Origin of the sequence: Pseudotabrizicola sp. L79 (assembly GCF_036553525.1) — a bacterium.
GTDB lineage: Bacteria > Pseudomonadota > Alphaproteobacteria > Rhodobacterales > Rhodobacteraceae > Pseudotabrizicola.
This window is the reverse complement of sequence record NZ_JAZHDA010000046.1, coordinates 374,042-385,660: the sequence shown is the minus strand read 5'-3', so window position 1 is coordinate 385,660 and position 11,619 is coordinate 374,042. Positions and strand designations below refer to the sequence as shown.

Below are 11,619 nucleotides of genomic sequence, written 5' to 3'. Positions count from 1 at the left end.
ATCAGGCCTTTGGCACGTCGAACATGGCGGTGAATTGGGCCTCGCAGGCCAATTCGTCGCCCACCATGGCGCGGCCTTCAAACTTCCAGACGCGGCCACCGCCCCGCAGGGCCCGCACATGCAGTTCCAGCACATCACCGGGCACGACCTTGCGGCGGAATTTCACGCCATCCACCCCCATGAAGAAGACCGCAGCGTTCTTGTCCACCAGATCCATCGACAGGCCGACAAGGATGCCGCTGGTCTGGGCCATCGCCTCGATGATCATCACGCCGGGAAAGACGGGCATGCCGGGGAAATGGCCGGTGAATTGCGGTTCGTTCATCGTGACGCATTTGATGCCCACGCAGCTTTCGTTCACCACGATGTCGCGCACCTTGTCGACCAGCAGGAAGGGATAGCGATGCGGCAAGATCCGCTGGATCAGGGCGATATCGGCTTCGGTGGTGGCGACGGTGTCTGTGGTCATGGGGCGTCCCTGCGCTTTTGACGTTTTTGTCTTGCTATCAACTCTGCCAGCGCACGGCAAGAACGCCGGGTCAGGGGGCTGGCGGTTTCGGCTCGGCGGGGGTGGCGTCGTCTTGCGGCAGGGGCGAAGGCAAGGGCACGGCCGTGGCCGGAAGTTCCGCATTCAGCCGCTCGATCGCCAGATCGGTGACGTCCAGTTGGTCAAAGATCAGGATGATGGCCGAGCGATCAATGATCGCCACCGCCTCCAGATCGACCATCAGACGACCCAGCACCGGGACGGCCGCCTCGAAAAAGGTCTGACGCTCGTCTTCTCGGGTGCGGGTCAAGGCGCGGCTTTTGGCATCTTGCGCGCGGCGCAGTTCTTCGACCTTTGTGTCAAATTCACTGGCCAGCCGGCGAAAATCGGCGGCTGGCAGGGTGGCGCGCAATTCGGTCAGGCTGCGCTCTTCCGCTTCAAGCGCCGCTTCGAGGGTGCGATTTTCGGCAACCAGAGCCGCGCTGGCCTGTTCAAACCGGGCCTGTGCGGCCTTGCCCGGCTCAGAGTCGGTGTAAAGCCGTTCCCGGTCAAGCGTCAGGACGGCACCAGCAAAACGACTTACCGCACCCGCAGAGGGGGTGGCAACCGCTTCGGACTCGGCGGCCTGCTGCGCCCCAGCAGGCACAACGAAAGCCAAAGCCAAACAGCCCACCGCAAAGACCACAGTCGCGCGGTTCAGGCGCATCAGAACTTCGTAGAGATTGACACGTCGAAGCTACGCTCTTTGTCGTAATCTTCTTTCTTCAGCGCCTTGGAGAAGTTGAAGCGCAGCGGGCCAATCGGTGCTTCCCAGACAAAGGACAGCCCCACAGTGGCGCGCGGGTTGAAACTTGTGTCAATCGACTCGAGAACACCTGTCGTTTCGTTCTGCTGCTGCGGGCCACCATCAAGCCCCCAGACCGAGCCAACGTCCATGAAAAGGCCACCCGTAATGCCATATTCTTCGGGCAGGCCAAGCGGGAAATCGGCTTCGAACCGGGCTACAGCATAGTAATTACCGCCCAGAGAGTCGTCGCTTACCGTGTTCCGGGGGCCAATGCCGTTGCTTTCAAAGCCGCGGATCTTACCATTTCCAAAAAACCGTTCATTCACACGGGTTTCATAGCTGCCATAGGTGTTGATGGCCCCCGCTTCAAAGATGGCGCGCAGGGCAAATTCCTCGTTCAGGATCTTGCGCTCTGCCATGGCAAAGGCCTCGGTCTTGAAGTATTTCGCATCGCCGCCCAAGCCCGCGATATCCTGACTGAAGCGGAAAACGAAACTGCGGTCGGGTGACAAGCCGCCAATCCGGTTGTCATAGCTATAGGTATAGCCGATGGCCGAGGTGATCTCGGCATCTCGGGCGGTCTCCTTGACCAGTGTCGGGTCAAGCTCACCGAAATCGAGCGTGTCGCCATCAGAGTTTAGGTCCAGCCCGTCGTAATTCTTTAGGGTGTTTTCTGAGATCGCATAGCGCAATTGCAACGTGCTAAGATCACCGACCGGGAAGGCAAGGCCAATATTCGTGCCAATAGAACGCGTGTCATATTGGGCATATTCATTGTCGGTTTCAGTGTAGAACAACCCGAACGAAAGCGCCAGATCACGGCCAAGGAAGGCCGGTTCAGTGAACGAGACGCTGCTGTTTACGCTGTCCGTTCCCGAAGAGACGTTCACCGACAAAGCCTGCCCACGGCCAAGGAAGTTGGTTTCCGAGAACCCGACATTCAGGCCCACGCCCGAAATGGCCCCATAGCTGACACCAAAGCTGAGCGACCCTGTCGGCTGCTCTTCGACATTCACATCGACGATAACCTGATCGGCGGCAGAGCCTTGACGGGCGTTGACATCGGCATTGGCAAAGAAGCCAAGGGCGCGAATACGCTCGGCCGCCTGGCGGATTTCGCGCGGATTGAAGGGGTCGCCTTCGGCGCTGTTGAATTCGCGGCGGATCACCTGATCCAGTGTTGTGGTGTTGCCCTCGATGTCGATGCGTTCAACAAAGATACGGTCGCCGCGGACGATGGCGAACTCAAGGTCCAGCGTGCCGTCACGATCATTGCGGGTGATGCGCGGATCGACACGCACGAAGTTCAACCCCTTGCGCAGGGCCAGATTTTCCATGCGGGCAATATTGTTTTCGATCACCGAGGGAGAATAGACAACGCCTTCGCGAATGCGTTGGACAGCTTCAAATTCAGAGGCATCCAACCCGTCAATCTCGGATACCGTGCTGATCTTGCCCACGCGGAACTGCCGACCTTCGCGCAGGGTAAAGCTGACGAAAACAGCGTCGCGTTCGCGCGCCACTTCGGCCGAGGCATCGGTGACCTGAAAGTCAATATAGCCACGCGCCAGATAGAAATCGCGCAGCAGCTGTTTATCCACCTCAAGACGCTCACCCACAAAGGTATCGCGCTGGATCAACTGGCGCAGGAACCCTGCCTGTTTGGTTTCCAGCACCTGACGCAGACGGCGGTCGCTGTAGGCGCGATTGCCAACAAAAGCCAGGCGTTCGATTTCGGTCACCCGGCCTTCGGTGATTTCAAAGACCAGATCGACGCGACTGTCGCTGCGGCGAATGATGCGCGGCGTAACGGTGGCAGCCATGCGGCCTTTGGCACGGTAGAATTCGCCCAAAGTGGCGGCATCCGCTTCGGCTTGCGAAGGAGAGTAAACGCGGCGCACCTTGGAGCCGATCACCTCGGCAAGGTCTTCATCCTTGAGGCGCTTGTTGCCTTCAAAGTTGATGAAATTGATGATCGGGTATTCCTGCACCTTGATGGTAAGGGTGTTGCCGGCAGGGGTGATCTCGACCGTTTCGAACAGGCCCGAGCGGACGAGGTTCTGATACGCATCATTCAGTTGCGCCGTGGTCAGGGCCGCACCGCGCTTGATTCTGGCAAGACCGATGATCGTCGCGGCATCAACAGTGCTGTTGCCCTCGATGGTGATCGCGGAAAAGCTGTAGTCTTGCGCGACGACCGGCGTGAAGATCACACCCGAAGCCGTTGCAGTTGAAAGAAAAAGCGCGGTCAGGATTCGGCGGGTACTGGAGTCACGCTTGGGTTTTTCAACGTGAAACGCTGTATGGTGCATGACTAAGCCCTGTCCTCAACAATCCCTTGTGTCTTCACTAGCGCCATGCGCGGGGCTTGTCAAAGCGTTGACACCGGGTTTTGCAGCAGTGTCAGATCAATGCAACGTCTTGTGAAAAGGCCCGGCAGGACGCCGGGCCTTTGAACAGCTTTGGATTGGGCTGTGTCTTTAGTTCGGCATCAGGGTCGTGCCCAGAAAAGCCCCTGCCAGAAGGCCAGCGATCACGGTGCCGAACGTAAAAATCCGGTCTGCATTCAACCAGACCAGAAATGAAAGCCCGCGATAGCCCTGCATGACCAGTTGCATGTCACACCTCCACAATTTGCTAAAGTGTGAATAACCGCGGATTATGGCGCGATTATGGCTTTGCCTGCGGCCTTAGTGGGAATTTCAGCACAGGAACAGGTCGTTCGACACACCCAGCAGCATCAGCGTCAGGATCAGGGCCAAGCCCGAGGCCATCAGCACCCGCAGCGCCTTGTCGGTGGGCGGGCGGCCGGCCACGGCCTCATAGGCGTGAAACACCAGATGGCCCCCATCCAGCACCGGGACCGGCAGCAGGTTCATCAGGCCCACGGCCACCGACAGCAAGCCGATGAAGATGATAAAGTCATCAAGGCCCTGACTGGCCGCCGCGCCCGAGCTTTCGGCGATGCCGATGGGACTGCGCAGGTTGCACGAGGAAATGGCGCCGGTGATCATGTGCCAGATGCCCGACAGCGAGGTTTTGGCGATATACCAGGTTTGCTGGGCGCCGATCTGCACGGCCTCGACCGGGCCGGGAAGGCGGGTTTCCGGCTCAAACCCGATGCCGCCCGACAGGCCGATCAGCCACCGGGTTTCAAAGCCCCCATCGGGCAAAGGCAGGTCCGAGCGGCGAGGGGTCAGCGACAGATCCAGCGACTGACCATCACGCCAGACGGTCAACGCCACCGGCGCGCCATCGGATGCGGTGACGGCGGCCTGCAATTCCTTGAACGAATAGATCGGCTGGCCCGCGATGGCGGTGATCACATCACCGGCCTGCATGCCCGCGTCATAAGCCGCCGTATGGGCCGACACCGCCGAGGCATAGGGGGGATAGGGATGGGGGCCGTCAAAGGACAGGTCCTGCCCGTTGCGGGTGACCTGATAGGCCACGGTCGGGGCCGGGGCGGTTTCATGGGCCACGGTGATCAGCGTCTCAAGATCCGGCGTGGGCTGGCCGTTGATCGACAGCACCCGGTCCCCGGCTTGCAGGGTTTGCCCGGCGAATGGCACGGGTTTGACATTGCTGATCACCGGCTCTTCGGTGGCGACGCCCGACCAGAAGGCCATGCCCGCAAAGATGATCATGGCCGAGATGAAATTGAACATCGGCCCCGCCGCAACGGTGGCAGAGCGCGCCCACAGGGGGGCGCCGTGCATGGTGTGGCGGCGGTCTTCGGCGCTCATCTCTTCTATCGCCGCGCCATCCTTGCCCGAGGCGGCATTGGCATCGCCCTTGAACTTGACATAGCCGCCCAAAGGCAGCGCGGCGATCTGCCAGCGGGTGCCACGGCGATCCACGCGCGAATAGATCACCGGCCCGAACCCCAGAGAGAACACATCGGCATGAATGCCCGACCAGCGCCCGACGATGTAATGGCCATATTCATGGATGGCGACAATGATCGACAGTGCCACCACAAAGGCGAGAATCGTCCAGAGTGCATTGCCAAAGCTGGGGATGAAGCCGATCAGATCCACGCGGTCGTCCTTGTCTTGTCTTTTCATGCAGCAGGTCAGGCAGCCGACCGGCGGCGCGCGCTTTCGGTGGCGCGCACCCGTGCCAGATGGTCTGCCTGCAGGATGTCATCAAGGGTGATTACGTCCATTTGAAGGCGCGTCTCGGCCATCAACTGGGTCAGAGTATCCTCGACCACGGCCGCCATGTCCATGAACCCAAGCCGGTTGTCGAGGAAGTGATCAAGCGCGATTTCCTTGGCCGCGTTAAAGGCACTGCCCGCAAGGCCGCGGATGCGCATCACCTCGCGGCACAGGCGCAGGGCGGGATAGCGCGCCATGTCGGGGGCGCGGAATGATAACGTGGCGATCTGCGCCAGATCCAGCCGCGCCACCGGCAGCGGGTGGCGTTCGGGCCAGTTCAGCGCATAGCCGATGGAATGGCGCATGTCGGGCGCCCCCATATGGGCCATGATCGCGCCATCGTGAAAGCCGACCATGGAATGGATCAGGCTTTCGGGGTGGATGATGACCTCGATCTTGTCGGGGTCGATGCCAAAGAATTCGCGCGTTTCAATCACTTCCAGCGCCTTGTTGAACATGCTGGCGCTGTCGATGGTGATGCGCTGGCCCATGGCCCAGTTCGGATGGGCCAAAGCCTCGGCCACGGTGGCGCGGGCCAGCGAGTCCAGCGGCCAATCGCGCAGCGCACCGCCAGAGGCGGTCAGGATGATGCGTTCCACCGTGGCGATGTCTTCGCCCACCAGCCCCTGAAAGATGGCGGAATGTTCGCTGTCAACCGGCAGGATGGTGGCGCCATGGGCGGCGGCGGTTTGCATCAGCAGCGGGCCTGCGGTGACAAGGCTTTCCTTGTTGGCCAGCGCCAGCAGGCCACCATGCCGCAGGGCGGCCATGCCAGGCACAAGGCCCGCGGCCCCGACAATCGCGCTCATCACCCAATCGGCGGGGCGGTCGGCGGCCTCGGCGATCGCCCCTGCCCCGGCGGCGGTTTCGATGCCGGTGCCCTGCAACGCATCGCGCAACGCGGGCAGGCAGGTTTCATCGGCGCAGACGGCGATTTCGGCGCGCAATTCGCGGGCCATCTCGGCCAGCCGCGCCACATTGCGCCCCCCCGTCAGCGCCACCGTGCGAAACGCGTCAGCCCCGCCCGCGCGCCGGATCAGATCAAAGGTGCTTTCCCCGATCGAGCCGGTGGCCCCAAAGATAGAGATCGAGCGCATGCCCTAGCCCCCCAGCGGCGCAGGCATCGGCAACGAGCCTGCCAGCGACAGCAACATGATCAGCACCACAGCGCCGATCAGCGCATCAAAGCGATCAAGAAAGCCACCATGGCCCGGGATCAGGCTGGAGCTGTCCTTGACGCCCGAACGGCGCTTGACCCAGCTTTCGGCTATGTCGCCCAACTGGCCCGCAAAGGCCACGACCGGGGCCAAAAGCACCGTCAGCCACGGCGCGTGGCCGGTAAAGACAAAGACCAGCGACACCAGCACGGCCCCAAACCAGCCCGCCACTGTGCCCGACCAGGTTTTCTTGGGGCTGATGGCGGGCCAGAATTTCGGACCGCCAACAAGGCGGCCCACGAAATAGCCCGCCACATCCGAAACGATGACCACGGCGATCAGCCACAGGATGGCCGGAAGGCCGGGGCTGCGCAGGTCGATCAGGCCATAGCCCGCCACCATGATGGCGATCCCGTAAACGGTGGCGATGCGGCGGTCGCGGCGCGGGGTCAGCGCAAGGGCAAGGCCCGGCAGGATCAGCAGGGTCGAGGCCAGATCATCGCGAAACAGCACCCCGCCCGCCAGACAGGCGGCGGCAAAGACACCCATGGCCAGCGGCGTGCGCACCCGGCCCGGGGCTGTCATATTGGCCAGTTCCCAAAACATAACGCCGGTCAGCGCGATGATCAGCAGGGCAAAGGAGGTGCCGCCCAGCCAGAGTTCAGACACACCCACCACCAGCATGAAGGCCGCCGAAATCAGACGCTTTTTCAGATCTCCCCAGCGGGCGACGGGTTCGGCTGTTGGCTTTGGGTCTGTCATGCGGTGGCGACCCCACCAAAGCGACGGTCCCGGTTGCCAAAGCGCGACAGGATGGTGGCCAGTTCATCTGGCGTGAAATCGGGCCAGAGGGTGGGGGTGAATTCATATTCCGCATAGGCAGATTGCCACAGCAGGAAGTTCGATGTCCGCGTCTCTCCGCTGGTGCGGATCACCAGATCGGGGTCGGGCAGATCGGCAGTATCAAGACGCGACGAGATCAGCTGATCGGTGATCGCCTCGGGGGCCAGACGCCCGGCGGCCACATCGGCGGCAAGCGCGCGGGTGGCGCGCAACACTTCGTCGCGCCCGCCGTAGTTGATGGCGACGGTGAAATTCAGACGCGAAAAGCCCTTGGTGCGGTCCTCGATCCCGTTCATCAGATCGCGCAGGCGGGTATCAAGGCGCGACCTGTCGCCGATAAAGCGCATGCGGATGCCTTCGGCGGCCATGCGGTCGGCCTCGCGCTCGATATAGCGGGCGAAGATCGACATCAGGCCCAGCACCTCTTCGGTCGAGCGTTTCCAGTTTTCGGTGGAAAAGGCATAGACGGTCAACCAGCGGATGCCCAGATCCGGCGCGGCGCGGACGATCTGCTTGACACGCTCGGCCCCCTTGCGGTGCCCCACAAGGCGCGGCCAGCCCTTTTGCGTGGCCCAACGGCCATTGCCATCCATGATGATGGCCACATGCTCGGCCGGGCGGATGTTCTGTGACGTTGTGCTGCCTGCGGTGCCCAAGACCCACCCCTTTTGTTCTGCTGGCCCCGGCTGGGTGGCCCCGAAAAATGACTACAAAAAACAAACAAAGGCGCGCCCGGCGGGCGCGCCGGAAAGGTCAGACCTGCATGATCTCGGCCTGTTTCGCCTCTAGCGTCTGATCGACCAGCTTGATGAACTTGTCGGTCATCTCCTGCACCTCGGATTCCCAGAACTTCTGATCATCTTCTGACAGGCCATCGGCCTTGGCCTTCTTGATCTGGTCCATCCCGTCCCGGCGCAGGTTGCGCACGGCGACGCGGGCATGTTCGGCATATTGCGCGGCGACCTTGGTCAGCTCTTTGCGGCGCTGTTCGTTCAGCTCGGGGATCGGCAGCATGATGATGGTGCCGTTCAGTTGCGGGTTGATGCCAAGGCCCGACTCGCGGATCGCCTTTTCAACCTTGCTGACCATGCCCTTGTCCCAGACGTTGATCGTGACCATGCGCGGTTCGGGCACGTTGACGGTGCCCAACTGGTTGATCGGTGTCATCTGGCCATAGGCATCCACTTGGATCGGTTCCAGCATGGACCCCGAGGCCCGGCCCGTGCGCAGCGAGGCAAATTCCGTGCGCAGCGCGTTGATGGCCCCATCCATCCGGCGGGTCAGGTCTTCGGTATCCAGTTCAAAATCATCGGCCATCGTGTCGTTCCTTTGGCTGCCCCGGTTGGCGGGGTCGGGTTTTTGCGTCTTTCTTGGTCTATAAGCGATGCCGGGCCGTGGGTATAGCCCCGGCCCCGCGCTTAGTCATGAACCAGCGTATAGGTGCCCTGCCCGGCCATGATGCCGCGAAAGCCACCCGGTTCGTTCAGGGAAAACACCACCAGCGGCATCTTGTTGTCGCGGCACAAAGCGATGGCCGAGGCATCCATCACCTTGAGGTTGTCGCGCAGCACCTCGTCATAGCTGATGCTGTCATAGCGCTTGGCATCGGCATTCTTCTTGGGGTCGCTGTCATAGATGCCATCAACATTCTTGCCCATGAAGATGGCCTGGCAGGCCATCTCGCTGGCCCGCAGCGCGGCGGCCGTGTCGGTGGTGAAATAGGGGTTGCCGGTGCCGGCCGCAAAGATGCAGACGCGCTTTTTTTCAAGGTGGCGGACGGCGCGGCGGCGGATATAGGGTTCGCAGACCTGATCCATCGGAATGGCGCTGATCACGCGGGTAAAGACGCCAAGCGCCTCAAGCGCGGCCTGCATGGCAAGGGCATTCATCACCGTGGCCAGCATGCCCATGTAATCGGCGGTGGTGCGTTCCATGCCCTGGGCGCTGCCTTGCAACCCGCGAAAGATGTTGCCGCCGCCGATCACCATGCAGATTTCGACGCCAAGGTCGTGCACCGCCTTGATTTCGCGCGCCACCCGTTCAACGGTTGGGGGGTGCAGGCCATAGCCTTGATCGCCCATCAGCGCCTCGCCCGATATCTTCAGCATGACGCGGCTGTATTTGGCGCCTTGATCAAGGGCTGGCTTTGGCATGGGAATCCCCGTATTTCAATTTCGGAATTTGACTGTGGCGCAAAATGTCGGAAAATCGGGGCGGGTTCAACCTTTGACGTCGCAGCTTTGCCGCCGCACCCTTGCGGGGGGCGCTGCCCCCCTTCGTGGTTTTTGCAAAACCACGCCCCCCGGGATATTTAGGAACAGATGAAGGTGGACCGGTTTTCCCAGATTTCGCGAGAGCGCCCGATCCTGATCGCGGGGCCGACGGCCAGTGGCAAGTCGGCACTGGCGATGGAATTGGCGTCGCGTGATGGCCGGGTGATTGTGAATGCCGATGCCTTGCAGGTGTATGACTGTTGGCGGCTGCTGACGGCACGGCCCTCGGCCGAGGATGAGGCGGCGGTGCCGCATCAGCTTTATGGTCATGTCGGGCGGGAGGATGATTATTCGGTGGGCCATTGGCTGCGCGACCTGCGGGCGGTGCTGGCGGCAAAGCCGGTGGTGATCGTGGGCGGGACGGGGCTGTATTTTCTGGCGCTGACCGAGGGGCTGGCCGAGATCCCCGCCATTTCACCGCAGGTGCGGGCCGAGGCCGATGCGCTGCGCCGCGATGATCTGGCGGCGATGGTGGCCGGGTTGGATGCGGCCACGGCGGCGCGGATTGATCTGGCAAACCCGGCGCGGGTGCAGCGCGCGTGGGAGGTGTTGCGGGCCACCGGACAGGGGCTGGCCGACTGGCAGGCCAGGACCCCTGCCCCCGATCTGCCGCAAGATCAGGCCGAAGCCCTGGTCTTGCGCCCCGAGCCGGACTGGCTGAATGCGCGCATCGACCGGCGCTTTGATCAGATGATGGCGGCGGGGGCGCTGGAGGAGGCGCAGGCGGCTTGGCCATTCTGGCAGCCAGACCGGCCTTGGGCCCGGGCAATCGGTGCGCCCGAATTGATGGCGCATCTGGACGGCACGCTGACGCTGGCCGAGGCAATCGCGGCTGCCAAGCTGGCAAGCCGCCAATATGCCAAGCGTCAGCGCACCTGGTTTCGCAGCCGGATGCGCGACTGGCGGGAATTTGCCCTTGCCATGGGCTGAACCGGCGGCGGCGGGGCGGTTTGGGCGAGAGTTATCCACAGCCCCCTGCATGATCTGTGGATAGTGCCATATTTTCGCTTGGGTTGCATGGCAGGGGCAGGCTAGTCTGACTGCAATCAAAAACGAGCACTGTCCCATGAACGATCTTCGTGCCCCGTCGCAATTGCGCATCGTTGCCATTCCCCGATTGGCCGCTGGCGGTCGCTGGCGGGTAGAGGCGATGCGCGCGATTTCCGAGCCGCTTTTGCTGTGGTTCACCAAGGGACAGGGCCGGATTACCATTGCCGGCAGCACGCGGGGCTATACGGCCCATAATGCCGTCTTTTTGCCGCCCGGCGTGATGCATGGCTTTGAGGTTGGGCCACAAGTGTTTGGCACAGCCGTGTTTTTTGGCCGGGATTGCGACCTGACCCTGCCCGAGACGCCGCAGCATCTGCGCATCCGCGAAGTGCATGCCCAGCAAGAGGTGAATGTCATCCTTGACTCGCTGCAACGCGAGATGGACAGCGACATCCCCGCCCATGACCGGGCGACGCAGCATTATCTGGGGTTGCTGGGGGTGTGGCTGGAGCGTCAGGCGGTCAAGGGGGCGCCTGACCAGCCCAAGCTGGATGCCGCGCGCAAGCTGGTGGCGCGCTATACCGCGCTGATGGAGCAGGACTTTCGCAAGGGCACAGGAGTGGGCGATTTTGCCGCCGCCTTGGGCGTGACGCCCACGCATCTGACGCGCTGTTGCCGGGTGGCCTGCGGGCGCTCGGCGATCGAAGTGCTGCAAGACCGCCGCATTTTCGAAGCGCGCCGGATGCTGGCCGAAACGCGTCTGCCGGTGGCCAAGGTGGGCGAGGCGCTTGGCTTTTCATCGCCCGCCTATTTTACCCGGTGTTTTCAGCACCTTACCGGTCGCTCACCCTCGGCCTTTCGGCAAGAGATCTGATCTGGCGCCTTGGCCCTGATGCCCGTTTGCGCAGCCATTGGTGGCTTG

Annotated in this window: 12 protein-coding genes; 2 read left to right on the top strand and 10 right to left on the bottom strand. The window is 62.2% G+C overall.

The genetic code is table 11. From position 1 onward, the window contains the following. Window position 1: 1 nt before the first annotated feature. The 10 genes from fabZ to pyrH form a co-directional block, all read right to left on the bottom strand. On the bottom strand, window positions 2-469 hold the full coding sequence (gene fabZ, locus V3C85_RS10235; RefSeq protein WP_331794981.1) for a 3-hydroxyacyl-ACP dehydratase FabZ: 468 nt from the start codon (window positions 467-469) through the stop codon (window positions 2-4). A gap of 70 nt (window positions 470-539) precedes the next feature. Beyond that, window positions 540-1,193 carry an OmpH family outer membrane protein gene (locus V3C85_RS10230; RefSeq protein WP_331794980.1) on the bottom strand — a complete coding sequence of 218 codons (654 nt, stop codon included), beginning with the start codon at window positions 1,191-1,193 and terminating at the stop codon, window positions 540-542. Continuing rightward, the gene (bamA, locus tag V3C85_RS10225) at window positions 1,193-3,586 is read right to left on the bottom strand and encodes an outer membrane protein assembly factor BamA (RefSeq protein ID WP_445942004.1); all 2,394 of its coding nucleotides are present in this window, start codon (window positions 3,584-3,586) and stop codon (window positions 1,193-1,195) included. The genes V3C85_RS10230 and bamA overlap by 1 nt, the downstream gene beginning before the upstream one ends. Window positions 3,587-3,754: 168 nt before the next feature. Continuing rightward, the gene (locus V3C85_RS10220; RefSeq protein WP_331794978.1) at window positions 3,755-3,892 is read right to left on the bottom strand and encodes a hypothetical protein; all 138 of its coding nucleotides are present in this window, start codon (window positions 3,890-3,892) and stop codon (window positions 3,755-3,757) included. An 84-nt stretch (window positions 3,893-3,976) separates the two neighbouring features. Continuing rightward, entirely contained in the window at window positions 3,977-5,314 is a 1,338-nt protein-coding gene (gene rseP / locus V3C85_RS10215; protein ID WP_331795278.1) for an RIP metalloprotease RseP, read from the bottom strand. A 35-nt stretch (window positions 5,315-5,349) separates the two neighbouring features. Further along, a complete protein-coding gene (gene dxr / locus V3C85_RS10210; protein ID WP_331794977.1) occupies window positions 5,350-6,531 on the bottom strand; it encodes a 1-deoxy-D-xylulose-5-phosphate reductoisomerase in 1,182 nt (393 codons plus the stop codon). A gap of 3 nt (window positions 6,532-6,534) precedes the next feature. Then, window positions 6,535-7,353 (bottom strand): phosphatidate cytidylyltransferase, encoded by an 819-nt coding sequence (locus V3C85_RS10205; RefSeq protein WP_331794976.1) that lies wholly within the window; start codon window positions 7,351-7,353, stop codon window positions 6,535-6,537. Beyond that, window positions 7,350-8,090, bottom strand: a complete 741-nt coding sequence (gene uppS / locus V3C85_RS10200) for a polyprenyl diphosphate synthase (RefSeq protein ID WP_331794975.1) — start codon at window positions 8,088-8,090, stop codon at window positions 7,350-7,352. Before uppS ends, V3C85_RS10205 begins: the two co-directional genes overlap by 4 nt. Window positions 8,091-8,187: 97 nt before the next feature. Beyond that, complete coding sequence (frr, locus tag V3C85_RS10195) at window positions 8,188-8,751, bottom strand: ribosome recycling factor (RefSeq protein ID WP_331794974.1); 564 nt, start codon at window positions 8,749-8,751, stop codon at window positions 8,188-8,190. A gap of 101 nt (window positions 8,752-8,852) precedes the next feature. After that, window positions 8,853-9,587: a UMP kinase gene (pyrH, locus tag V3C85_RS10190; RefSeq protein WP_331794973.1), complete on the bottom strand. Its 735-nt coding sequence runs from the start codon at window positions 9,585-9,587 to the stop codon at window positions 8,853-8,855. Window positions 9,588-9,755: 168 nt separating this feature from the next. Between pyrH and miaA the strand changes: the two genes are divergently transcribed. Together miaA and V3C85_RS10180 are read left to right on the top strand one after the other, a co-directional pair. Continuing rightward, window positions 9,756-10,637: a tRNA (adenosine(37)-N6)-dimethylallyltransferase MiaA gene (gene miaA / locus V3C85_RS10185; RefSeq protein WP_331794972.1), complete on the top strand. Its 882-nt coding sequence runs from the start codon at window positions 9,756-9,758 to the stop codon at window positions 10,635-10,637. Window positions 10,638-10,773: 136 nt separating this feature from the next. Then, window positions 10,774-11,571, top strand: coding sequence for a helix-turn-helix transcriptional regulator (locus tag V3C85_RS10180; RefSeq protein ID WP_331794971.1), 798 nt, complete (start codon window positions 10,774-10,776; stop codon window positions 11,569-11,571). Window positions 11,572-11,619: the final 48 nt, after the last annotated feature.

Coding starts and splice junctions, on each gene's coding strand:
- fabZ (WP_331794981.1), bottom strand. CDS start 469: ATGACCACAGACACCGTCGCCACCACCGAAGCCGATATCGCCCTGATC.
- V3C85_RS10230 (WP_331794980.1), bottom strand. CDS start 1,193: ATGCGCCTGAACCGCGCGACTGTGGTCTTTGCGGTGGGCTGTTTGGCT.
- bamA (WP_445942004.1), bottom strand. CDS start 3,586: ATGCACCATACAGCGTTTCACGTTGAAAAACCCAAGCGTGACTCCAGT.
- V3C85_RS10220 (WP_331794978.1), bottom strand. CDS start 3,892: ATGCAACTGGTCATGCAGGGCTATCGCGGGCTTTCATTTCTGGTCTGG.
- dxr (WP_331794977.1), bottom strand. CDS start 6,531: ATGCGCTCGATCTCTATCTTTGGGGCCACCGGCTCGATCGGGGAAAGC.
- V3C85_RS10205 (WP_331794976.1), bottom strand. CDS start 7,353: ATGACAGACCCAAAGCCAACAGCCGAACCCGTCGCCCGCTGGGGAGAT.
- frr (WP_331794974.1), bottom strand. CDS start 8,751: ATGGCCGATGATTTTGAACTGGATACCGAAGACCTGACCCGCCGGATG.
- pyrH (WP_331794973.1), bottom strand. CDS start 9,587: ATGCCAAAGCCAGCCCTTGATCAAGGCGCCAAATACAGCCGCGTCATG.
- miaA (WP_331794972.1), top strand. CDS start 9,756: ATGAAGGTGGACCGGTTTTCCCAGATTTCGCGAGAGCGCCCGATCCTG.
- V3C85_RS10180 (WP_331794971.1), top strand. CDS start 10,774: ATGAACGATCTTCGTGCCCCGTCGCAATTGCGCATCGTTGCCATTCCC.